Source organism: Streptomyces sp. TAA486 (assembly GCF_000426165.1).
Genome location: NZ_AUEV01000022.1, coordinates 28,116 through 51,286, shown reverse-complemented (window position 1 = coordinate 51,286; position 23,171 = coordinate 28,116). Strand labels below are relative to the sequence as shown.

22 protein-coding genes are annotated in these 23,171 nt (G+C 70.2%); 9 read left to right on the top strand and 13 right to left on the bottom strand.

Going from position 1 to position 23,171, the window contains the following annotated elements:
• Positions 1-100 precede the first annotated feature (100 nt).
• The 4 genes from I004_RS39955 to I004_RS36240 form a co-directional block, all read right to left on the bottom strand.
• Complete coding sequence (locus I004_RS39955) at positions 101-2,410, bottom strand: hypothetical protein (RefSeq protein WP_199779468.1); 2,310 nt, start codon at positions 2,408-2,410, stop codon at positions 101-103.
• Between the two features lie 239 nt (positions 2,411-2,649).
• Complete coding sequence (locus I004_RS0126795; protein WP_078511848.1) at positions 2,650-3,639, bottom strand: ABC transporter substrate-binding protein; 990 nt, start codon at positions 3,637-3,639, stop codon at positions 2,650-2,652.
• A 95-nt stretch (positions 3,640-3,734) separates the two neighbouring features.
• The gene (locus tag I004_RS36245; RefSeq protein ID WP_051345487.1) at positions 3,735-4,535 is read right to left on the bottom strand and encodes an ABC transporter permease; all 801 of its coding nucleotides are present in this window, start codon (positions 4,533-4,535) and stop codon (positions 3,735-3,737) included.
• A gap of 2 nt (positions 4,536-4,537) precedes the next feature.
• Positions 4,538-5,377: an ABC transporter permease gene (locus I004_RS36240; RefSeq protein WP_486580406.1), complete on the bottom strand. Its 840-nt coding sequence runs from the start codon at positions 5,375-5,377 to the stop codon at positions 4,538-4,540.
• A gap of 288 nt (positions 5,378-5,665) precedes the next feature.
• On the opposite strand from I004_RS36240, the gene I004_RS0126780 reads away from it, so the two are divergent.
• The 8 genes from I004_RS0126780 (at position 5,666) to I004_RS0126745 (ending at position 11,623) form a co-directional block, all read left to right on the top strand.
• Complete coding sequence (locus I004_RS0126780; protein WP_028438024.1) at positions 5,666-6,898, top strand: betaine/proline/choline family ABC transporter ATP-binding protein; 1,233 nt, start codon at positions 5,666-5,668, stop codon at positions 6,896-6,898.
• Positions 6,899-7,152: 254 nt separating this feature from the next.
• Positions 7,153-7,758, top strand: a complete 606-nt coding sequence (locus I004_RS0126775; RefSeq protein ID WP_028438023.1) for a cysteine dioxygenase — start codon at positions 7,153-7,155, stop codon at positions 7,756-7,758.
• 166 nt (positions 7,759-7,924) lie between these two features.
• Entirely contained in the window at positions 7,925-8,419 is a 495-nt protein-coding gene (locus I004_RS0126770; protein ID WP_028438022.1) for a rhodanese-like domain-containing protein, read from the top strand.
• On the top strand, positions 8,416-9,351 hold the full coding sequence (gene folP, locus I004_RS36235; protein ID WP_051345477.1) for a dihydropteroate synthase: 936 nt from the start codon (positions 8,416-8,418) through the stop codon (positions 9,349-9,351). Before I004_RS0126770 ends, folP begins: the two co-directional genes overlap by 4 nt.
• Positions 9,348-9,827 carry a nuclear transport factor 2 family protein gene (locus I004_RS0126760; RefSeq protein ID WP_028438021.1) on the top strand — a complete coding sequence of 160 codons (480 nt, stop codon included), beginning with the start codon at positions 9,348-9,350 and terminating at the stop codon, positions 9,825-9,827. Before folP ends, I004_RS0126760 begins: the two co-directional genes overlap by 4 nt.
• A 337-nt stretch (positions 9,828-10,164) precedes the next feature.
• Positions 10,165-10,524, top strand: a complete 360-nt coding sequence (gene folB, locus I004_RS0126755) for a dihydroneopterin aldolase (RefSeq protein WP_028438020.1) — start codon at positions 10,165-10,167, stop codon at positions 10,522-10,524.
• Positions 10,521-11,117: a 2-amino-4-hydroxy-6-hydroxymethyldihydropteridine diphosphokinase gene (folK, locus tag I004_RS0126750; protein WP_028438019.1), complete on the top strand. Its 597-nt coding sequence runs from the start codon at positions 10,521-10,523 to the stop codon at positions 11,115-11,117. Before folB ends, folK begins: the two co-directional genes overlap by 4 nt.
• Positions 11,118-11,131: 14 nt before the next feature.
• Positions 11,132-11,623 carry a DUF3180 domain-containing protein gene (locus I004_RS0126745; protein ID WP_028438018.1) on the top strand — a complete coding sequence of 164 codons (492 nt, stop codon included), beginning with the start codon at positions 11,132-11,134 and terminating at the stop codon, positions 11,621-11,623.
• An 8-nt stretch (positions 11,624-11,631) separates the two neighbouring features.
• On the opposite strand, the gene folE is transcribed toward I004_RS0126745, so the two are convergent.
• From folE to dacB, 6 genes are all read right to left on the bottom strand, one after another.
• The gene (gene folE, locus I004_RS0126740; RefSeq protein WP_028438017.1) at positions 11,632-12,237 is read right to left on the bottom strand and encodes a GTP cyclohydrolase I FolE; all 606 of its coding nucleotides are present in this window, start codon (positions 12,235-12,237) and stop codon (positions 11,632-11,634) included.
• Between the two features lie 121 nt (positions 12,238-12,358).
• Positions 12,359-14,389: an ATP-dependent zinc metalloprotease FtsH gene (gene ftsH, locus I004_RS0126735; RefSeq protein ID WP_028438016.1), complete on the bottom strand. Its 2,031-nt coding sequence runs from the start codon at positions 14,387-14,389 to the stop codon at positions 12,359-12,361.
• A 172-nt stretch (positions 14,390-14,561) separates the two neighbouring features.
• Entirely contained in the window at positions 14,562-15,101 is a 540-nt protein-coding gene (gene hpt / locus I004_RS0126730) for a hypoxanthine phosphoribosyltransferase (RefSeq protein WP_037977985.1), read from the bottom strand.
• Between the two features lie 84 nt (positions 15,102-15,185).
• The gene (tilS, locus tag I004_RS0126725; RefSeq protein WP_028438014.1) at positions 15,186-16,271 is read right to left on the bottom strand and encodes a tRNA lysidine(34) synthetase TilS; all 1,086 of its coding nucleotides are present in this window, start codon (positions 16,269-16,271) and stop codon (positions 15,186-15,188) included.
• 282 nt (positions 16,272-16,553) lie between these two features.
• A complete protein-coding gene (locus I004_RS0126720; protein WP_028438013.1) occupies positions 16,554-17,687 on the bottom strand; it encodes a zinc-dependent metalloprotease in 1,134 nt (377 codons plus the stop codon).
• Between the two features lie 93 nt (positions 17,688-17,780).
• Positions 17,781-19,403, bottom strand: a complete 1,623-nt coding sequence (dacB, locus tag I004_RS0126715; RefSeq protein WP_028438012.1) for a D-alanyl-D-alanine carboxypeptidase/D-alanyl-D-alanine endopeptidase — start codon at positions 19,401-19,403, stop codon at positions 17,781-17,783.
• Between the two features lie 85 nt (positions 19,404-19,488).
• On the opposite strand from dacB, the gene I004_RS0126710 reads away from it, so the two are divergent.
• Complete coding sequence (locus I004_RS0126710) at positions 19,489-19,980, top strand: inorganic diphosphatase (protein WP_028438011.1); 492 nt, start codon at positions 19,489-19,491, stop codon at positions 19,978-19,980.
• 213 nt (positions 19,981-20,193) lie between these two features.
• Here the strand turns inward: I004_RS0126710 and solA are convergent, their stop codons facing one another.
• From solA to I004_RS37730, 3 genes are read right to left on the bottom strand one after another with little or no spacing between them, the layout of a single operon-like run.
• On the bottom strand, positions 20,194-21,330 hold the full coding sequence (gene solA / locus I004_RS0126705) for an N-methyl-L-tryptophan oxidase (protein ID WP_028438010.1): 1,137 nt from the start codon (positions 21,328-21,330) through the stop codon (positions 20,194-20,196).
• Complete coding sequence (locus I004_RS36230) at positions 21,327-22,262, bottom strand: EamA family transporter (protein WP_199779467.1); 936 nt, start codon at positions 22,260-22,262, stop codon at positions 21,327-21,329. The genes solA and I004_RS36230 overlap by 4 nt, the downstream gene beginning before the upstream one ends.
• Entirely contained in the window at positions 22,259-23,125 is an 867-nt protein-coding gene (locus I004_RS37730; RefSeq protein ID WP_158677112.1) for a methyltransferase, read from the bottom strand. Before I004_RS37730 ends, I004_RS36230 begins: the two co-directional genes overlap by 4 nt.
• Positions 23,126-23,171: the final 46 nt, after the last annotated feature.

The following is a 23,171-nucleotide window of genomic DNA, read 5'->3' as shown; positions in this document are numbered from 1 at the left end:
TACGGGGCCCGCGCATCTGTGCCGCGGCGGACGGGCCTGCGAGGGCCGTGCGCCGTCCACCGCCCCCCCCCGGATCTCCGCGGCCCGTGAGGCGGCTGCGTCAGCCGACGTTGCGCACGCCGGTGTCCGACGTGGACTTGGATCCCGTGGACGTACGGGGCTTCGGCGTCGAGGGCCCGGACTTCGCTTCGGATTCCGCTTCGGCGCTCTTGTCCGCCTTCGGCTCGGGGTCGGCGGCCGCGTCCGGCCCCTTCTCGGACTCCGCTTCCGACTTCTCGGACTCCGGCTCCGACTTCCCGGACCCCGGCTTCGCCGATGAGTCGGTCTTCGCGATCGGCTCGGGCTTCTTTTCGGCGTCGGGCTCCGTGGCCGGCCCGGAACCCTCGGTGGGTTCGCCCTGCTTCTCGCCGGGGTCTTCCGCCTCGCCCGACGCAGCGCCCGGCTCCGGTTCGGTGTCCGACTCCGGCTTCGCGGAGGGCGTCTGCTTCGCCTCAGGCTCCGGCTTCGCCGCCGATGCGGGGCCGGAGTCCGAGTCCGTCTTGGCGGTCGGTTCGGACGTGGCAGCGGATTCCTCGCGCTTCCCGGACTTCGGCCCGGTGCCCACCCCCGCCTTGGCGGCCTGCTCGGGCTTCCCGGCCGGCTCGGGCTGCTTCTTGCCGGGCTGGTCCGCCTTGCCGGACGCGCCCGGCTCCGGCTTCGCGGAGGACTCCGGCTTGCCCGATGCGGTCCCGTCCGTCCCCGCCGTTCTCTCGTCCGAGCCCGTCCCTGCCTTTTCGGGGGTTCCGCTCGACGTGGTCGTACCGCCCGACCGGGTGCCGCCGGGCTCCGGTTCGGCGCCAGGTGCGTCTGCCGCCTTCGCCGACGGTCTGTCCGGTCCGGCCCCTGAACCGGTCCCGCGCCGACGCGACTTGGGATCCTGCGACGAGTCCGCACCCCCGGACTCCCCGGCGTCCGCCTCGGAGGACTCCGACGACTCCGATGCCTCCGACGACTCCTCCCGTACGGTCACGTCGCGCTTGGCATGCCTGCCGGACGGACGAGCCGGTTCGGCGGCCGACGAGCCAGAACCGGCCCCGGACTCGGGCCGCCCGGTACGTGTCCGCGGAGCGGAAACCCCCGAACTCGCCTTCGCCGCCGTCCCCTTGGCAACCTTCCCCTTGAGCTCCGTCCCCTTGGGCTCCGTGGACTCCTCTGCCTTCTCCGGCTGCTGAGCCTCCGTCGCGCTGTCCGAGTCCTTCGTCCCGCCCGGCTCACCGGGCGCGGGCGGCTCCCCCGGCACGGGCCGAGCGCCCCGACTCTTCGCGCCGCTCCTGCCGTTCGTGCCGGCCTTCGTGCTCGCAGGTCCCGGCTCCGGCTGTGCCGCGCTGCCGTTGATCGTCGGCCGGGAGTCCCTTGCCGGACCGGCCGCCTCGGACACCTCGTCCGTCTCCGCGGCCTCGGCCTGCTCCGCCACATCGCGCGGCTCGCGCGGTTCACGGAGTTCGAACAGCTCGGAAGCCTCGCGGGGTTCACGTCCTGCCCTGGACGGCGCGGACGATGCGCCCTGCGCTCCCTGCGTGGCGGACAGCCTCTTAGCACGCCGCTTCGGCTTGGCCGCGCCCGCGGTGCCGAAGAAGTCGAACTTCCCGCTCTCCGGCTCTCCCGGCCGACGCTCCTCGAGAGCCGGCTGCGGCTTGTACACAACCGCCTGCCGCACGGCCTCGCGCTCCTGCTCGCGCAGTTCACGCTCCCTGCGGAGCGTCTCCTGCCGTTCGAGTTCCTGCTCTTCCTCTTGCTGCTCCTCGCGCTCCTGCTCCTCGCGTTCCTGCATCCGCGCGATGTTGCGGCTGAGGTTCCGCAGCGCCTCGTTCGCCTGGAGGTAGGTCAGCGGAGTCGGGGCGCCCGACGGGTGGCGGTGGTCCGTGGCCGTCGCGGCGAGGGCCTTGGTCGGCTCGCCGGACTCCAGTTGCAGCTGCCGCCGCCCCTCCAGGGCGCTCGCCCGCTCCGTCTCGGCATTCGCGTAGCGGCGCAGAAGATCCGCGTGTTCGTTGCGCAGCTGCGCCAGTTCGCCGCGCTTCTCGCGAAGCCTGGTCCGCGTCTTCTCCCGCCCCTGGCGGGCCTCCTCGAGTTGGCCCTCCAGTTCGGCCTGCCGCTCCTCGGCGCGCCACTCCGTGCTCGCCTGCTTGGCCTTGAGCTCGCCGACACGCTTGCCCGCCGACCTGTCCCAGGCCCGAAGCATCACGGCACCGGTCACGGCAGCCACGGCGGCACCTGCCGCACAGGCCCTGAGCAGCACCGTTTCCGCGTCACCGACGCCGACTTCGCCGAACAGCCAGGCGGCGCCCGCGCAGATCAGTGCGGCCACCGTTACGGATGCCGGGGCGAGGACCCGGTGCAGTGGCTGCGAATGGCGATGACGTCCACGAGGCATGGCCTGGAATGTACCTTGCAAGACTCCGATCAGGCACCGGACATGGGGCATTGTTACGCCGCCACAACCCGTTGCTGTCCTCTTTCGCCTCCGCTGTCCCCTTCTGGAATTCCTCGCTCCGGCAGCCTTGCGCATTGGGCCGGAAAGCCCTCCTGAGACGCCTCACGGACCTCCGCGAGACGTCTCTCTCGGACATCCCGGACGCGCTCAAAGCAGGCTTGCCGGAAGTGCCGGTTTCCTCAGAGGAGCTTCTCGGCCTTGAGGAACTCCTCGGCGACGTCCTTCGGCTTCTGCCGCTCCGCGTCCACCTTCCTGTTGAGGTCGGCGAGGTCCTTGGTGGTGAGGACCTTCGTCAGCTTCTCCAGAGCCGCGGAGACCTTCTCGTCGCCCGCCTTCTTGGCGTTGACGACCGGCAGCACGTTGTCGGCGTTCTGCAGGCCCTTGTCGTCCTCGAGCAGCACGAGCCCGAAGTCCTCGAGGGTGGCGTCGGTCGTCGTCGTCAGCACCATCTGGTCGGTGCCGTCCTTGACGGCCTCCTTCGCCTGGGTCGTACCGACGCCCTTGGGGTCGATGCCGGTGATGTCGATGTCGTACGTCTTCTCCAGGCCGGGGCGGCAGAAGGGCCGCTCCTCGCACTCGTCGCTCGCCGCCAGCTTGACCTTCTCGCCGGACTTTCCGAGGTCCGAGAGCGTCTTGAGCTTGTGCTTCTTCGCGAACTGCTCGGTGACCGCGAAGGCGTTCTGGTCGACGGCGTCACCGGCGGGCAGCACCTTCAGTCCGCGGGGCTTCGCGAGCTTCTCCAGCGCGGCTGTCGTCTTCCCGATGTCGTTGGAGGCGACGGGCTTCGCCTTCGGCCCGTTCTCCTTCGCGTTCAGGAACTCGGCGAGCGTCGCCGCGTACTCCGGTACGACGTCGATCTCGCCCTTCTCCAGGGCCGGTTCGTACAGCTCGCGGTTCTTCAGCTTGCTGATCGAAGTGCTGTAGCCGGCCTTCGTCAGCAGCTTCGAGTACAGCTCCGCCATGATCTGCGACTCGGTGAATCCGGCCGAGCCGATGACCAGTTCGCCCTTGGAGCCGCCGTCGGCGGAGCCGCCGCCCTCCTTCTCCAGGCTGTTGCCGCCGCACGCGGTCAGGGCCGTGGCCAGAACGGCCACCGCGCCGCCCGCGGCCAGCAGGGTGCGTGCCCGTCGGGGCTTCCGGTCGGGCTTCGGGGTTGCTGCCTCATTCATCATGTCCACCGTTCATCAGGGGTACGGGGGTCACCCGAGGCATCGGAACCCCAGGCCAGGGAGTTGTCGGTCGTCATCTGTCAGGACGCCGGCTGTCAGGACGTCGGCTGGGCGGGGATCACCTTTTCATCGAAGCCCGAGGGCGTCGAAGGGGAATGCGAAGGGGATCCGGGCTTCCCGGACCTCCCGGCGCCGCGGGACCTGCCGGAGGCCGGGGCCCTCCCGCTCCTGCGACGGCCCCGCATCGGGTCCAGCAGCCGCTCGGCCCCCACCAGCACGCCCTCCACCAGCAGTGCGAGCGCCGCGACGAGCGCCGCGCCGGCCACGACCTGCGGGGTGTCGTACGTCCCGAAGCCCGCCGTGATGATGCGGCCGAGACCGCCGCCGCCCGGCAGCGCCGCCAGCGTCGCCGTCGCCACGACCTGCACCGCCGCCGACCTCACGCCCGTCATGATCAGCGGGAAGGCGAGCGGCACCTCGACACGGCCCAGCAGCTGCCATCCCGACATGCCCATTCCGCGGGCCGCCTCGACCACGTCACGGTCGGCCTCGCGCATCCCGACGTAGGCGTTCGTCAGCAGCGGCGGAAGCGCGAAGAGCACGAGCGCGATGATCGTCGGGAGGTCGCCCTGCTTGCCCAGGGGGCTCAGCGTCAGCAGGACGAGCACCGCGAACGTGGGCACCGCACGTCCCACGTTGGAGATGTTGACGGCGAGCGCGCCACCGCGCCCCACGTGCCCGAGCCACAGCGCGACGGGCAGGGCGACGGCGCATGCGATGCCGAGGCAGACGACGGTCAGGTAGAGGTGCTCGGCGAGCCGGTGCGTCACGCCGTCGCCGCCGGTCCAGTTGGCGCCCGTGATCAGCCACGTCCACGCGTCCAGGAAGAAGCTCACCGTCACGCCCCCTTGCCGGCCGGCTCCGGCGCCCCGCGGACGCCGTCGTTCGCACCGTCCGCGCCGGCGGCGTCCCATGCTGCGACATCGGCTGTGTCCGTGCCGTTGCGGCGCCGCCCGCGCCAGCGCCCGCGCGTGCGGGCCCAGGGCGTCAGCAGCCGCTGCACACCGAGCAACAGCACGTCGGCGACCACGGCCAGCAGCACGCAGATCACCGACGCGGTCAGCACCTGCGCCCTGAAGAAGCTGTCCATGCCGTCGTAGATGAGATTGCCGAGACCGCCGTAGCCGACGATCGCACCGACCGTCGTCAGCGCCACCGCGGAGACGGTCGCGATCCGCACGCCTGCCATCAGAGCCGGCAGCGCGAGTGGCAGTTCCACGCCGAAGAGCAGCCGGTACGGGCCGTAGCCCATGCCCCGCGCGGCCTCCCGGGCCTCCTCGGGGACGGATTCGAGACCGGCCAGGATGTTCCGTACGAGCACGGTGAGCGAATAGAGCACCAGACCTGTCACGACGACTGCCGCGCCCACACCGAAGAGCGGGAGCAGCAGCGCGTACATCGCCAGCGACGGCACCGTGTAGAGCACCGTGGTCAGCCCGAGCACGGGCCCGTAGGCGCGCTGCCAGCGGCGGGCCGCGAGCGCGAGGGGAAAGGCGACCAGCAGCGCCAGCAGCACCGAGGCGACGGTGATCCCGACGTGCTCCACGGTCGCGTCCGTCAGCTCCTGGCCACGCGTGCGCACGTACTCGGCGCAGATCCAGTCGTTCGCGGAGAGGCAGTCGCCGCCCTGCCGCGCCGCGGCCCCGGCCAGGGCCGCCGCTCGCTCGACGCCGTTCACCCCGCTCACCCCCTCAACCCGCTCGCTGCGCTCGTCGTGGCCCGCTCACAACGGACACCTACGTCACCGGGCGCGTCACGTGCGCCCGTAAGCATGCCGGGAGACCGTACAGTCCGCTACCGACAGCCGCTCCGAACTGCCACACTCCTGCAACACAGACTTCATCCGGCCCCCGGAAGAATGCGGCCGAGGCCGATGACGTCGGCAGCCGACGAGGGCCCAGGACGGTGGCCGGCAGAGCAGACCGGACCAGGGCCGAATCCCGAGCCGAGCGATGAGAATGAGACGATGATCCGCTTCGAGAACGTCACAAAGCGCTACCCGGACGGCACCAGCGCCGTGCACGAGCTGTCGCTGGAGGTGGCGCGGGGCGAACTCGTCACCCTCGTCGGGCCGTCCGGCTGCGGCAAGACGACCACGATGAAGATGGTCAACAGGCTGATCGAGCCGACGTCCGGACGGATCCTGCTCGACGGCGAGGACATCTCCACCGTCGACCCGGTCGAACTCCGCCGCCGCATCGGCTACGTCATCCAGCAGGTGGGGCTCTTCCCGCACAAGACGGTGCTCGACAACACGGCCACCGTCCCGTTCCTGCTCGGCTGGTCCAAGGCCGAGCGCCGCAAGCGCGCCGCCGAGCTGCTGGAGATGGTCGGCCTCGACCCGGCCCGCTACGGCGACCGCTACCCGGACCAGCTCAGCGGCGGCCAGCGGCAGCGCGTCGGCGTCGCGAGGGCGCTCGCCGCGGACCCGCCGGTGCTGCTCATGGACGAGCCGTTCGGCGCCGTCGACCCGGTGGTGCGTGAGCATCTGCAGAACGAGTTCCTGAAACTCCAGTCCACGCTGCACAAGACGGTCCTCTTCGTCACCCACGACATCGAGGAGGCCGTGCGGCTCGGCGACCGCATCGCCGTGTACGGGGACGGCCGCATCGAGCAGTTCGACCCTCCGGCGAAGGTGCTAGGCGCACCCGCCACCCCGTACGTCGCGGACTTCGTGGGCGCCGACCGCGGTCTGAAGCGGCTGTCGGTCACCCCGATCGAGCACGGCGACCTGGAGGCACCGCCGGTCGTGCACCTCGACGACCCGCTCGACAAGGCCCGCGCCCGCATGCAGAGCGAGGGCGCACGCTGGGCCGTGGTACTCGATGACGCGGACGAGCTGCACGGATGGCTCGCCGCCGACGCGCTGGACACGGACGCCGGCACCGCCGCCGACGCCGACGCGAAGACCGACACGACAGCCGCCGCGAAGGCCGCGGGCAAGAACGCGCCCCCCACGGTCGCGGACCACGCCCGCCGCATGGAGGCGTGGCTGCCGCTCGGCTCGCCCCTGAAGCAGGCGTTCAGCAGCATGCTCCAGCACGACGCGGGCTGGATCGCCGTGCTGGACGACGCGGACCGCTTCGTCGGCGTGCTGACACCCGGCCGGCTGCACGAGGCGCTGCGCCGTTCCATCGACGCGGACGAACGCGACGTCAGCCGCGACGAGGTGGAGCTGGAGACGGTGGCGGACGCGTAACGAACCGCTCCACGACAGGGGTGCGCGCGGCCCCTCCGTCCATCGCCGCACAGGTGGAGGCGAGTTGACCACCCGGGGGTCTCGTGCTTCACTCCACCGCATGACCGGCACCGAGTTGCACCCCTGGCGGAGGGTCCACCTGGACCTGCTCCGCTACGTGGGCTGCGTGTGTCGTCCGTCCTGTTGATCAAGTCAGGCCATTCCACGCGCTCTTGATGAGCACGTGCCCTCGATCACATTGAGGACGGTTCTCCGTGTCTCCCGCATCCCCCGCCACACCTGTGTCCGGTTCCGGCTCCACGCCCGGAGCGGATCCCGCCCCAGTCACCGCCGACGCGCCCGCAGTCGACGCACCCGCCGCAGTTCCCGCACCCACCGAGGCCCAGCTCCTCGCATTCGTCCGGGAGACGGCCGCCGACGCCGGGCTCATCGCCTCGCTCCCCCTCGACCCCGAGGGCCGCACCTGGCTCCGGCTGAACGGACCCGGCGGCAGCGAGGCATGGATCATCAGCTGGCCGCCCGGGACCGGCACCGGCTGGCACGACCACGGCGGCTCCCACGGCGCCTTCGCCGCGGCCGGGGGCCGTCTCACCGAGCAGTCCCTCGCCGTCCGGCTCCCCACCGATGGGTGGGAGACGCTGGAGCTGGCGGACGGAGTGGATCGCGAGCGTGAACTGACCTCGGGCCGCGGACGCGCCTTCGGGCCCCATCACGTGCACCAGGTGCTCAACGAGACCGAGGACGAGCACGCGGTCTCCGTCCACGCCTACTACCCACCGCTGCCGCTCATGCGCCGGTACAGCCGCACGGGCGCACTGCTGCGCCTGGAGCAGGTCGAGCGCCCGGGCGAGTGGGAATGATGCGCGACCTCACGGGCGCCTGGAGCAGGTCGAGCCATTGGGGTCTCCCCAGGCCCCACGGGCCGAGGGGAAGAGTGGGAATGATGTGGCGCCTCAGCGCTGCGCCTGGAGCAGGTCGAGCCATTGCGGTCTCCCCAGGCCCCACGGCCCGAGGGGACGAGCGCGCATGACCGGCGTTCCGGAGGCGTCCGGCGACGCCTCGCCCCCGAGCCGCGTCGACTCCCTGCTGGCGTCGGCGCGCTCCGGGCTGTCCCGGCTCGGCGCCGAGGCGGCCGCACATGCCCAGCGCGAGGAGGGCGCGCTGCTCGTCGACATCCGCTACGCCACGCTGCGGGACCGGGACGGCACCATACCCGGTGCCCTGATCGTCGAGCGCAACGAACTCGAGTGGCGTCTGGACCCGACCTGTCCGCACCGCTCACCCGAGGCGTTCCCCCCGGCCCGTGGGGCCTGGGGAGACCCCAAGGCGTTCGACCTGCCCGTCGTCGTGGTGTGCAACGAGGGTTACGCCTCCAGCCTCGCGGCCCGTTCGCTCCGCGACCTGGGACTGCACCGGGCCACGGACCTCGAAGGCGGCTTCCAGTCCTGGCGTGCCGCAGGACTCCCCGTCACGCCACCCGTCACCCCTGGAGAGGATGCGCGGCCTACGCTGGAGACATGAATCCATCGCGTGGCCGCGTCGCCGGACTCCCGGACTGGAACCGCTGTGCCGTGATGGGGGTGGTCAACGTCACGCCGGACTCCTTCTCCGACGGCGGCAAGTGGTTCGACAGCGAAGTGGCGATCAAGCGGGGCCTCGACCTGGTGGCCGAGGGCGCCGACCTGGTCGACGTCGGGGGCGAGTCGACACGTCCGGGCGCACCCCGCGTCGACGAGGAAGAGGAGCTGCGGCGGGTGCTCCCCGTCGTCCGGGGTCTGGCCTCGGAGAACGTGCTGGTCAGCGTCGACACGATGCGGGCCTCCGTCGCGCAGCTGGCTCTGGAGGCGGGCGCGGTGCTCGTCAACGACGTCAGCGGCGGCATGGCCGACCCGCGGATGCTCCCCACGGTGGCCGCCGCAGAGGTCCCCTTCGTGGTCATGCACTGGCGCGGCCAGTCCATCGACATGAACAACCGCGCCGTCTACGACGACGTCACCGCGGAGGTCATCGCGGAGCTGCGCGCGAGCCTCGACCGCGCGGTGGACGCCGGCGTCGCCCCGGACCGGATCGTCGCCGACCCCGGACTGGGCTTCGCCAAACAGGCCCAGCACGATCTGCGCCTGGTGTCCGAACTCGGCCGTCTGCGTGCGGAATTGGGCCGACCGCTTCTGGTGGCCGCCTCCCGCAAGCGGTTCCTGGGCCGTGTACTCGCGGCCACCGACGGCGCCCCGGTTCCGCCCGCGCGTGAACGGGACGCCGCCACGGCGGCCGTGTCGGCCCTGGCGGCCCGCGAGGGCGCGTGGGCGGTGCGCGTGCACGAGGTACGGGCGAGCGCCGACGCGGTCCGCGTCGTACACGCCGTGGAGAGCGCGGCCGAGCCGGGCGCCGGAGCCGAGGATCCGGGCGGCACCGCGAAACCAGCGGGCGTCGACCAGGTGGGGCGGCAAGGGTGAGCCGGGGCGCCCGTACCGACATCGAGGCGGTCGAGGCCGCGAACACGGCCCTGTACGACGCGGTGGAGCACGCGGATCTCGACGCGCTGCAGAACCTGTGGATGGACGACGGCATCAGCGTCGTGCACCCGGGCTGGCCGGTGCTGACCGGCCGGGAGGAGGTGCTGCGCTCCTACGCCCTGATCATGGCGAACACGGACTACGTGCAGTTCTTCCTGACGGACGTCGAGGTCGCCGTCCACGGTGACACGGCCCTCGTGAACTGCACGGAGAACATCCTCAGCGGCGGCCCCGCCGAGGACGACGGCTCGGCCGGCCCGCTCGTGGGCGGTCTTGTCGTCGCCACGAACGTCTTCCGGCGGGCCGAGAGCGGGAACTGGAAGGTCTGGTCGCACCACGGTTCGCCCGTCCTGGTCGAGCGCGAGGGCGAGGACGACGACGAGGGCGGCCTCGACGACGGCGACGTCCACCTCTGACATCGGCCGGGCTGTCGCCGCGCTCCCCCTACCGCGACCGCCCGGCCCGGCTCGGGTTGTTCGCTGCGCGCGGGCGCGCGAAGCGAACAACGACCGTCCTGCGGACCGGCGCGCCCCGTGGGCGCGCCGTCAACGCACGCATTCGCGCCACTCCGGGTGTGGCCCGTACCACTCCTTCGCAGCAGCTCGGCCGGAATGCGAGCGTGGAGATCGGCGCTGTCGGGTAGGCACCCGCCCCGGGCAGGTACTTGCACCGCCCACGGGTAGATTCGATGCGGCAATGCTGACGACACGCGCCGCGCAGCTGTGACCAGGACCGAGGACGGGAGTGATACGCGTGGACCACCTCGCACTGCGGGGCTTGCGGGCCCGCGGGCATCACGGAGTCCTCGAACGGGAACGGGAGGAGGGTCAGACCTTCGTCGTGGACGTGGAGCTGGGCCTGGACACCCGCCCCGCCGCAGGAGGCGACGACCTCGCCAAGACCGTTCATTACGGCGTTCTCGCCGAGGAGATCGTGGGGATCGTCGAGGGAGAGCCCGTCGACCTGATCGAGACCCTCGCGCAGAGGATCGCCGATGCCTGCCTCGCGTATACGCGGGTGCAGGTGGCAGAGGTGATCGTGCACAAACCGGACGCCCCGATCACCGTCCCCTTCGACGACGTGACCATCACAATCAAGCGGAGTCGCGCATGACGCCGAACAGTGACCCGACCGTACAGCCGGTGCCCGCCTCCGTCGTGCACCAGGTGGATGCGGCAGACACCACGCTTCACAACCCGCAGCAGGCGGTGATCGCGCTCGGCAGCAACGTGGGGAACCGCCTGGAGCGGCTGCAGAGCGCCGTGGACGCGCTCGCCGACACCCCGGGCATGAAGGTCGTCGCCGTCTCACCCGTCTACGAGACGGAGCCGTGGGGTGTGGATCCTGACAGTCAGCCCTCGTACTTCAACGCCGTCGTGCTCGTACGCACGACACTGCCACCCGGCTCCCTGCTCGAACGGGGACACGCGATCGAGGAGGCCCTCGAACGTGTGCGGGACGAGCATTGGGGGCCGCGGACCATCGACGTCGACATCGTCGCCTACCAGGACGTCATCTCGAACGACCCCCTGCTGACACTGCCTCACCCGCGCGCCCACGAACGGGCCTTCGTGCTCGTTCCGTGGCACGACGTGGACCCGGGTGCCGAGGTGCCCGGACACGGCGCGGTGGCGGAGCTTGTGGCGAGACTGGGACGCGAAGGCGTAGCAGCCCGGACGGATCTGGAACTCAGCCTGCCCGAGTAGTCGTTGGGAACCCCGTGAAGGAACTGCGTATCCCCGTCCTGGCGGGTGTCTTCGTCGTCGCCGGGGTACTGGCCTGGGCGGTGTCGCGGCTGTGGAACTCGCTGGGCACCCTGCCCGCCGTACCCGTCGCCGCGCCTGTCGTGCTCGCGATCATCGCGACGGTGCTGCTGGCCACCGCGCTCTCGCTGCGCTCCCGGCTCAAGGCACAGCGCGAACGCGAGCCGGGAGCGAAGGGCGTGGATCCGATGATGGCGGCGCGGGCCGTCCTCTTCGGGCACGCCAGCGCTCTGGTGGCGTCGCTGGTCGCCGGGATCTACGGAGGCATCGGGGTCTTCCTGCTGATGGACCCGTCCGAGGCGCCGGCACGCGACGACCAGACGATCTACGCCGGCCTGTCCGTCCTGGCGGGCGTGGCAGTGGTGGCGACGGCGATCTTCCTGGAGCGCGTCTGCCGGCTCCCCGATGACGACGACCACGACGACCCGTCGGCCGCTGCGGCGGCCTGAGCGCCTTCTCAGCGCAGGATCAGGCTCATCGCCTCGGAACGCGTCGCGGCGTCCCGCAGCTGGCCGCGGACCGCGGACGTGACGGTCTTCGCACCCGGCTTGCGTATGCCGCGCATCGACATGCACATGTGCTCGCACTCCAGGACGACGATCACTCCGCGCGGGTCCAGTATCTGCATCAGTGACTCGGCGATCTGCGTCGTCAGCCGCTCCTGGACCTGGGGCCGGCGGGCATAGACGTCGACGAGCCGCGCGAGCTTCGACAGACCCGTGATCTTGCCGTCCGCCGAGGGGATGTAGCCGACGTGGGCGACGCCGTGGAACGGCACGAGATGGTGCTCACACGTGCTGAAGACCTCGATGTCCTTCACCAGGACCATCTCGTCGTGGCCCAGGTCGAAGGTGGTCGTCAGCACGTCCTCGGGACGCTGGTGCAGGCCGGCGAACAGCTCCTTGTACGCCCGCATGACACGGGCGGGAGTCTCCAGCAGTCCCTCGCGGTCCGGATCCTCGCCGACCGCGATCAGCAGCTCGCGTACGGCGTTCTCCGCGCGCTTCTCGTCGAATTCGGCCGTGGGGAACTCGCCCTCTCCGAGCGTCACCGGGTCGGTCATCTGTCGCCTCGTTCCTGGTACCTGCTGCACAAGCAGTCAGCCGCGCCCCTCAGGTCTCACAACCCGGGGGGCGCGGCTGGAATTCCACGACCCGCTGTGGGCCGTTGCACAGCTACTGCTTCTAGCTCTCCGTCGGATCGGCCGGTTCGACGACGGCGTCGGCCTCGTGCGGGCCGATCTCCTTGCCGCCGCTCTTCTCGAGGGTGGGAACGGAGCCGTTCCCGTTGCTCAGAGCGGGCGACGAGACCGGCGGACGCGTGGAGGGCGTACGCCGCGACGAGCCGGTCCAGGCCGGACGATTCGGACGCTTGATGACGGGGGCGAAGACTTCGGCGATCTCCTCCTTGCCGAGCGTCTCCTTCTCCAGAAGTGCGAGGACCAGGTTGTCGAGGACGTCGCGGTTCTCCACCAGGATTTCCCAGGCTTCGTTGTGCGCCGTCTCGATCAGGCTCTTGACCTCCTCGTCCACCAGGCCCGCGACCTCCTCGGAGTAGTCGCGCTGGTGGCCCATCTCCTTGCCCAGGAAGGGCTCGGACTGGTCGGAGCCGAACTTGATGGCGCCCAGCCGCTCGGTCATGCCGTACTGCGTGACCATGGCACGAGCTGTGGCCGTCGCCTTCTCGATGTCGTTCGCCGCACCCGTCGTCGGGTCGTGGAAGACCAGTTCCTCGGCGGCGCGCCCGCCCAGCATGTATGCGAGCTGGTCGAGCATCTCGTTGCGCGTGGTCGAGTACTTGTCCTCGTCCGGCAGGACCATCGTGTAGCCGAGAGCACGGCCTCTGGAGAGAATCGTGATCTTGTGTACGGGGTCGGAGTTCGGCGAAGCCGCCGCGACCAGGGCGTGTCCGCCCTCGTGGTACGCGGTGATCTTCTTCTCCTTGTCGCTCATGATTCTGGTCCGCTTCTGCGGACCGGCGACGACCCGGTCGATGGCCTCGTCCAGATACCTGTTGTCGATCAGCTTCTGGTCACCGCGGGCGGTGAGCAGCGCTGCCTCGTTCAGGACGTTGCTGAGGTCGGCACCGGTGAAGCCCGGCGTACGGCGGGCCACGGCACCCAGGTCCACGTCGGGCGCCATCGGCTTGCCCTTCTGGTGCACCTTGAGGATCTCGTGCCTGCCCTGCATGTCCGGTCGGTCGACCGCGATCTGACGGTCGAACCGGCCGGGACGCAGCAGCGCCGGGTCCAGGATGTCGGGCCGGTTCGTGGCGGCGATCAGGATGACCCCGCCCTTGACGTCGAAGCCGTCCATCTCGACCAGCAGCTGGTTCAGTGTCTGCTCGCGCTCGTCGTGACCGCCGCCCATGCCGGCGCCGCGGTGGCGGCCGACGGCGTCGATCTCGTCGACGAAGACGATCGCCGGAGCGTTCGCCTTGGCCTGCTCGAACAGGTCACGGACCCGGGAGGCACCGACACCGACGAACATCTCGACGAAGTCGGAACCGGAGATCGAGTAGAACGGCACACCGGCCTCACCCGCGACGGCGCGGGCCAGCAGCGTCTTGCCCGTACCGGGCGGCCCGTACAGGAGCACACCCTTGGGGATCTTGGCGCCGACGGCCTGGAACTTGGCGGGCTCCTGCAGGAACTCCTTGATCTCCTGGAGCTCCTCGCACGCCTCGTCCGACCCCGCGACGTCGGAGAACGTCGTCTTCGGGGTGTCCTTGGTGATCAGCTTGGCCTTCGACTTGCCGAAGTTCATCACCCGGGAGCCGCCGCCCTGCATCTGATTCATCAGGAACAGGAAAACGACGATGATGAGGACGAACGGCAGGAACGACAGCAGCATCCCGACGAACGGGTTCTGCTGCTGCGGCGCGACCGTGTAGCCCTTGGTGATCTCGTTCTGCTCGTACTTGCTCTGCAGCTTCTTGGCGAGGTCGACACCCTGGGAGTCGATGTAGCTCGCCTTGATCTTGTCGCTGTCCTCGACCTTGGCGCCGTCCTTGAGCTCGAGCTTCACGATCTGCTCATCGCCTGTCGTGAGCTCGGCGGACTTCACCTTGTCCTGGTCGATCGCCCGGACGACCTGTCCCGTGTCCACCGTCTTGTAGCCGCCGGACGAGCCGACGACCTGCATCAACACGACCACGGCGAGGACGGCCAGCACGATCCACATGACCGGCCCGCGGAAGTATCGCTTCACGTCCATCCATACGGAGCGCGTGCGCCCCGTCCCTCCTGCCACAGTGAGTTGAAAAGGCTGACCTTCGGACGGTACCTCAGCATTGTCTCTGGGCGCCGCCGAGGACGGTCAAACAGAACCGTCCTGGCTCGTCCAACGGAGCGCGGCCCCGCATGGTTCCCGCTGGGTGCCGGGGTGCTCAGCCGCCGTAGACGTGCGGTGCGAGCGTTGCGACGAATGGGAGGTTCCGGTACTTCTCCGCGTAGTCGAGTCCGTAACCGACGACGAACTCGTTGGGGATGTCGAAGCCCGCCCACTTCACGTCGATCGCCACCTTTGCCGCATCGGGCTTGCGCAGCAGGGTGCAGACGTTCAGCGACGCGGGTTCACGCGAGCCGAGGTTGGAGAGCAGCCACGAGAGCGTCAGCCCCGAGTCGATGATGTCCTCGACGATCAGGACGTGCTTGCCCTTGATGTCGGTGTCGAGGTCCTTGAGGATGCGGACGACCCCGGAGGACTGGGTGCCGGCGCCGTAGGAGGAGACCGCCATCCAGTCCATGGTCACCGGTGTCGAGACGGCACGTGCCAGGTCGGCCATCACCATCACCGCGCCCTTGAGGACGCCGACGAGCAGCAGGTCCTTGCCCCCGTACTCGTCGTCGATGTTCCCGGCCAGCTCGGCCAGCTTCGCGTCGATCTCTTCCTTTGTGATGAGCACCGACTTGAGGTCGGTGCCCATGTCCTTCTCGTCCACGCGTGCCGCTCTCGGTCGAGGTCCCGGGCCCACGCTGCCGCCGGCCGGAGACCGCCCCGGGAGGGGCGGTCAGCCGGTCGGTGTCGGCGGGGTCTGTGAGCCATGCCGGATGACAAGTCTGCCACCCTGCCTCGCGGCCTCGACACGGCCTGGCAGATTGATGGCGCGCTGACCGCGCCAGGCCGTGAGCAGCCGGTCGACTTCTTCGAGATGGCGGGCGAAGAGCGAGCCCGCGGGGGCACCCGCGGCGACGGCGGCGCGGCGCAGCACGCGGCGGCGTACCGCCGACGGGAGTGCATAGAGCCGGGCGGTGTCCAGCTCCACCCCGTCCCAGCCGTCGGTGCCCGGCTGGTCGGTGCGTACGGCCCTCTCGGCCTGGAGGGCCCAGGAGTCGAGAGCGTCGGCGTCGTCGCGGGAGAGACGTGCGGTACGGGCGAGCGCCTCGACGACACCCTTGCCCAGTGCTTTCTCCAGCACCGGCAGGGCCTCGTGACGCACGCGGGAGCGGGTGTAGGCGGGGTCGTCGTTGTGGGGGTCGTCCCATACGGGCAGCGACTGTGCGAGGCAGGCCTTGCGGGTGGTCTGCCTGTCGATGGCGAGGAACGGGCGGCGGTAGCGGTCCGCAGGGCCGGTGACTTCCGCCATGCCGGACAGAGAACGCGTACCGGAACCGCGGGCCAGCCCGAGGAGCACCGTCTCGGCCTGGTCGTCACGGGTGTGTCCGAGCAGCACGGCCTTGGCGCCGCAGCGGTCGGCCATGTCGTCGAGAGCTGCGTACCGCGCGGTGCGCGCGGCGGCTTCGGGGCCGGTGTTCGTACGTCCGATGGTGATGGCGATCGATTCGACGGGATGGAGTCGGAGGGCGGTGAGCCGCTCGGCGACCTCCTGGGCGCGATCGGCCGATCCGGCCTGAAGACCGTGGTCGATCGTCACGCCTCCCGCGCGGAGGCCGAGCCGGGGGGCTTCGAAGGCGAGGGCGGAGGCGAGCGCCATGGAGTCGGCGCCGCCGGAACAGGCCACGAGGACGAGCGGTGGCTCGCCCGGGCTGCGGGTGTCGCCGGCATTCTCACTGACGACGGCTTGCTCGCTGAGGACGTCGTGAAGTGCGCGGCGAACCGCGAGACGTATTGCAGCGACCGCGGGATGGGGACCCATGTCCGATTCACTTCCTCGAAGGAGTCTTGTCACGCTGAGTGTGTTGATGGTGACAGAGATGGAAGGGTTCCCAGAGCATCGCACGCGGAGCGGCCAATCTCGGTCCCTCGGACGAGTGATTACCGGGGCTTCCTGTGGTCCCCGCCCGCTCCGGAGAGTAGCCGTCGGACCCCCGCGGCAGACATGCCTCTCGCATCATCAGCACCTCCCCTCGCGAACTCGTCCCTCCTGCGTGCGGCCGCGACACGGGAGCTGTCCCCGGGTCGCGGCCGGCCCCGCGGGTCAGGAGCGCATGCGCGCGACCCAGTCGGCAGGGCTGACGATCTCCGACTTCGTGGGGAGCGTGTTGGGCGAGGTCCAGACGCGGTTGAAGCCGTCCATGCCCAGGTCCTCGACGACGGCCCGTACGAACCGCTCGCCCTCGCGGTACTGGCGCAGCTTGGCGTCGAGGCCGAGCAGCTTGCGCAGAACCTGGTCCAGCCGTCCGGCACCGGTGGCACGGCGCTTCTGGAACTTCTCGCGGATCTCCGAGACGCTCGGCACGACCTCCGGGCCGACGCCGTCCATCACGTAGTCGGCGTGGCCCTCCAGCAGCGACATCACGGCGGTGAGGCGGCTGAGGATCTCGCGCTGCGTGGGTGTCTGCACCAGCTCGACGAGCCCGGCCCGCCCGGCGTCCGGCTTCTCCTCCCCCTCCGCGCCCTGCGAGCGCGCGCCGGAGACCGACTGCGCGACCTCGCGCATCCGCTCCAGCAGCGTGGAGGGGTCCATGTCGGTCTCGCTGAGGAAGGCCTGGATCTCGCCCTGGATGTGGTCGCGGAGCCAGGGGACGGCGGCGAACTGCGTGCGGTGCGTGTCCTCGTGCAGGCACACCCAGAGGCGGAAGTCGTGCGGGTCGACTTCGAGTTCGCGCTCGACGTGCACGATGTTCGGCGCGACGAGCAGCAGACGGCCGGCACCGTCGGCGCCGCCGGGCAGCTCGCGGGTCGCCGGGGCGAACGTCTCGTACTGGCCGAGCACGCGCGAGGCGAGGAACGAGAGCAGCATGCCGACCTCGACGCCCGTCACCTTGCCGCCGACCGCACCGAGCACGGCCCCGCCGGGGGTGCCCGAGCGGCGCTCCTGCACCTTCGCGAGCAGCGGCGTGAGGAGTTCCCTGAAGCCGGCGACGTTGGCGCGCACCCAGCCGGGCCGGTCGACGACGAGGACAGGGGTGTCCGACTCCGACGGCCTGTCCGGCTGCATCCCCGTGAAGCCGCGCACGTGCTCCTCGGACGACTTCGCGTGACGGCGAAGCTCCGAGACGGCCGCTCGCGCCTCCTCGCGGGTCACTTCCGGGCCCGGCCGTACGAGCCGGGTCGCGGTCGCGACCGCGAGATTCCAGTCGACCATCTCCACACCACCGAGGCTCGTCATGACTTCACGGTACGTGGCACCGCCGCCGGGCGGGAGGCTGCACCGACGGCGCAGGGGTCCCCGCCCGGGGGCGTTCCGCGGTTCCTGCCGAGGTCAGCCCTCCGACGGCGAATCCCGGCAGCCGCAGTTGGCGAGTGCGGCCGCGAGGCTGTCCAGGGAGCGCTGCGCGCCCTTTCCGTCGGTGGTTCCGGACGTCATGAAGGCGAAGGCCAGCAGTCGGCCGTCAGCGTCCACGACGGTGCCGGCGAGGGTGTTCACGCCGGTGAGGGTTCCGGTCTTGGCACGTACGAGACCGGCGCCCTGCTTGCCCTTGTCTCCGCCGTACCTGCCGCCGAGGGTGCCGGTGAAGTGGGCGACCGGCATGCCCGTCAGGACGGGGCGCAGCCCGGCGTGGTCGGGGTCGGCGGCGCGCACGAGGAGGCCGGTCAGCAGCTTGGGCGACACCTTGTCGCGGCGGTCGAGACCGCTGCCGTCGGCGAAGTGGGCGCCCTTCAGGGAGATTCCGAGCTTGCCGAGGCGATGACGTACGGCCTTGCCGGCGCCCTTGAAGCTCGCGGTCTCGCCCGCGGCGAGGGCGGTGTGCCGGGCGAGGGCCTCGGCGATGTCGTTGTCGCTGTAGGTCAGCATCCGCTCGACGAGCGCGGAGAGCGGGGCCGAGCGGTGCACGGCCAGCTCCTTCGCCTTGCCCGGCGCCTTCCCCTCCTTGGGCTTGCCCTTGACGTCGACTCCGTGCTTCCCGAGCGCCTTGGCGAAGGCCTCGGCGGCGTCCTTCGCGGGGTCGCCGGACCGCGGCGCCGGGCCGTGCGGCGGTGCGTCGCCGTCCTTGCCGTCCCCGGAACCGCCTCCGAGGCGGGCCTCGTCGACCATGAGCGGACTGACGGGCGCGAGGTTGTCGTTGGTGCCGATGGAGTGGCGGAGAGGGCCGCTGTAGCGCGAAGTGTCGTACCGGAGCGAGACCTTGCCGTCGTGCCCGTTCAGCCGGCGGGCCGTGTCGCGTGCGAGGCCGTCGAGCGCGGCGGAGGTGAGGGTCGGGTCGCCTCCGCCCTGGAGGACGACCTCGCCGGAGCCCTTGCCGCGCAACGCCCGGGTGGGGATGCGGTGGTCGGCGCCGCGTGCCGAGAGCGCGGCCGCCGCGGTGGCCAGCTTGACGGTCGAGGCGGGGGTGACCGCGGTGCCGTCCTTGGTGGCGTACAGCTTCCGGCCCGCGGCCGCGTCGACGACCGAGACCGCGCGGACCTTGCCCAAGTCGCCGTCCTTCAGCAGCGGTTCGAGCGTGTCGGCGAGCGCGTCCTCGCTGGGCGGGGGCACTCCTGCCGCGCCCGGGCCGTGTGAGGGCTTGGCGTCGCGGCCGCCGCCGGCGGCGGCGCGTACTGCGTCCATGTCGAGTGCGGCGAGCACGTCCGGCGCTCCCGGGGCGCCCTTGCCCGGGCCGTCCCCTGTGTGGTTCCCGCCACTTCGGCCTTCCCCGGCGGCGGCCCGTGAACGCTCCGCCGTACGCTGGCCCGAGTCCCACGGTCCGCTCGCGGCAACCGCCGTGACGGCGAGCACCAGTCCGATTGCGGCGGCACCGGCCGTCACTCCGACGGTCTGCCGCCGCTGCGGAGTCGCGGTCCGCCAGTGCTGCCGGATCCGCCGCCCGTGACGACGGGCACGGGCCCGGGCCTTCCGGTATGCCCGGATCGCGGTGTCACGCACCTCTGAGGCGGTGTCACGCACCTCGATCAGCCCCTTTCGCGCCCGTGTACGTGCGTGGGGGACACTTAATCACCAGATACATGTGCTGATCATTGAGGAGCCTTCCTTGGAGTTCGACGTCGTCATCGAGATCCCGAAGGGTTCGCGGAACAAGTACGAGGTGGATCACGTGACCGGGCGCATCCGTCTGGACCGGCACCTTTTCACCTCGACCGTGTACCCCGCCGACTACGGCTTCGTCGACCACACTCTCGGCGAGGACGGCGACCCGCTGGACGCGCTCGTGCTGCTCGATGAACCCACCTTTCCCGGTTGCATCATCAAGTCCCGCGCCATCGGCATGTTCCGCATGACGGACGAGGCCGGGGGCGACGACAAGCTGCTGTGCGTACCCGCGTCCGATCCGCGGATGGAGCACTTGCGGGACATCCACCACGTGAGCGAGTTCGACCGGCTCGAGATCCAGCACTTCTTCGAGGTCTACAAGGACCTGGAGCCCGGCAAGTCCGTCGAGGGTGCCAACTGGGTCGGCCGTGCCGAGGCCGAGGCCGAGGTCGAAGCGTCGATCAAGCGGCTTGAGGCCCACGGCGACCACTGAAGCACCGAACCGGGCCTCCGGCGAGACGGGACGGTACGAACGGCGTAGGCACACACGGCTGCGCTCCGGCGGACGGGGCGCAGCCTTCGCGTGTGCGGTCACCCCGCGGACGGGCTCCAGGCACGCGGCGCCCGGCGGGCGTCCCGACCCCCGGCCTGTCCTCCCGGCAGGGCTTCTTGTTGTCCAGCCCGGGGTGATGCCGGGCGCTGAGGGCTACCCGAACCTGGCCGTGGAGAACGGGCTCAGATCGATGCCGGGGGACTCACCGAGCGCGAGCGTCGCGGCGCACTCTCCGACCGCCGGCCCGAACTTGAATCCGTGCCCGGAGCAGGCCGAGACGTGAACGACCGCCGGGTCCGTCGGGGAGCGTTCTATGACGAAGCTGCCGTCGGGCGCCATCGTGTAATAGCAGTAGCGTGACCTGATGGGTTCCGGCAGGATCCGCCGCCCGAAGATGCGGTCCGTCATCTTCGCCATCTCCCGCACGTACTCGTCGGACACCTTTCGAGGCGTCACGTCCATGGGGTCCCCCGACCGCTGCTGCCTGTTGTGGAACCCGATCTTTATCTCGCGGCCGCCCTGGGCCGATTCCGGAACCCCGTACACGACCTCGCCCTCCGGCGACTCGTAGAGGAATGCCGGAAAGCCCTCATTGCCGGACTCCCCGTCGGTGAGGAACCAGTGGACGGGCACCCGCACCGGCTGAAGGAGACCGCCGAGCCCGGGGACGCCGTGCATCCAAGGCCCCGTCGCCATGATCACGGCTCCGCACGAGATCGTCTCTCCGGAGTGCAGGCTCACCATCGTGCCGCGCTCTGCCTGCTGTACGTCCGCCACCCCGTCTCCGAACCGGATCACCGCCCGCCGGCGCACCGCGGCGTCGATCATGGCCAGGCGTGCCCGGTTCGCCAGGACCGTGTGGGCACCCGGTTCGTACAGGACTGCCATGTCGGCGCTGATGTCGAACCAGGGGAAGCGGGAATTGAGTTCGTCCGCCGTCCACGTCTCGTGGTCGATACCGCCCGACTGGGCGGTCCTTCCGCTCAGTTCGACGACGCCGCTGGACCGGGGTCCCACGAAGACGCCGCCGTTGCGGACGAGCAGCGTGTCGGCGTGGGCTCGCTCCAGCTCGTTCCACAGGGCGTCCGCCCGGTTCAACAGCGGTAGGTAATCAGCGCCTTCCCAGTACGCCCGGCGGAAGATGCGGCTCTCCCCGTGGGACGACCCGAAGCGATGCGTGGGCCCGTGCGGATCCACCGCGAGCACGCGGGCGCCGCGTTCCGCCAGCGACCAGGAGGCGGCCGCGCCGAAGACCCCCAGGCCCGCTACGAGTACGTCGACGTTCTTCACAGCTTTGCCCTCTCTTCTGACTGCTGCGGCGCACGTGGGGACTTACGGGCGCGCACTATGGAGTCGATGACGATGGAGATCAGCGAGAGCCAGACCACGGCGAAGCACAGCACGGTGTTTCCGGAGGGCCTCTGGCCGTAGAAGGCCAGCGCGACGACGAACTGCGTGGTCGGAAGGACGTACTGGAGGAACCCCGAAGCGGTGAGCGTTATCTTCTTCGCCCCCCAGGAGATGAGCCACAGCGGCGTCACGGATACGAGACCGCACAGCGCCAGCAGGGCGAAATCCGTCCGTTCCGCGGCCGGACCCGGATCGAGCGAGTAGGACGACGCGAGGACGGCAGCACCGATTCCGACGGTGAGCAGTGTGGTTTCCAGCGTGAGCCCGGTGACGGCGTCCGCCGTGGTGAGCTTCTTGAGGAAGGCGTACGTCCCCCAGGTCAGCCCGATGGTGACGTACACCCACCATTCGAGTTCCGAACTGCGCGCGATGAGCAACGCCACACCGAGCAGGCACATGACGAGTGCGGTTCTGTGCACCAGCCCGAGACGTTCGCGCATCACCATCGCGCCCAGGACGACCGTCACGGCCGGTGCCACCAGGTAGCCGAGGCCGGTCTCGATGACCCGGCCGTGGATCGAACCCCAGATGAAGGTGAGCCAGTTCAGGCAGACAACGGCCGCGGCGGCGAGGTGGATGAGCACCAGCTTCGGGCTCGACGCCGTGCTGACCGCCTCCCTGAGCCGGCCCATCAGCGCAAGCGCGGCGCCGAGCGTGATCAGTGACACCAGGATGCGAAAGCCCAGCAGTGTCGCCGAGGGGACGTGGGCGAGAGCGTGCCAGAACAGAGATGACGCACCGAGAATCACATTGGCGACGACCATCGCCGAGACGCCGGACGCGGTTCCCCGACCTTGCGACGTGCTACTCACGCGTTTCCCCGTCCCGATCCGGCGGATCCGGTCGCACGGCATTCGACGATCTCGTACGACCAGTGAAGTGTGCCGTCGTGGCTGGCGCTGAACGCGGCTCCATGCTGCTCCTTCCAGTGGTCGAACTCCTTGAGGAGGACGTCCCTGAAGGTTCGCCATTCCTCGCTGTAGAAGAACAGCGGGAAGCTGTGGCGCTCGATCAGCCTGAACTCCAGCGGTACGTGGCCACCCTCCTCGTCGCGCAGGGACGACAGCACGTCCTGGATTCCCGTCATGGAGTTGAGGCCGATGACCGCGCGGCCCGCCGGCGTGAGATGCCGCGGCAACTGCCGCAAGAACTCGGCGAGTACCTTCTCGCCCGAGAACATGGCCGAGAGATCGAGGCCGAGCTGCCCCCGGCTGTTCAATTCCCGCTCACACGCCGTGGACGGCGTACGCCATCCCGGAGGGTTGAAGACGATCAGATCGAACCGGCGGTCCGCTCCGGAGCAGTCGAAGAGGCTTCCCCGTTCGAACGCGACATGGCGATCACCGAAGTTGAGCAGTTCGTTCTGTGCGGCGGTACCGACTGCCGGGGCGGAGACGTCCGTCGCCAGTATGTCTCGCGCGCCCATGCTGCGCAGCAGAAGTGCCAGTGCGCCGCTTCCGGTCCCCATGTCGAGCACCGAGCCGTTCAGCACGCCCGGACCCAGACTCCGCACCAGATAGTCGCCCAACGCCAGACCGGCCGGACTGACTCTGAACACACCCCGCCGGTCCAGCAGCCGCAAGGAATGGCCGAGTCCGAAGTACACCTCGTACGACTCGTCCCCGGCAGACAGATGCGAACCGGTGTCGGGAACCGACTGAATTACGCCCAGCATGCTCTCCCTCGTACCCTTCCGTTCCTGCGAACCGAATTCCTCGACC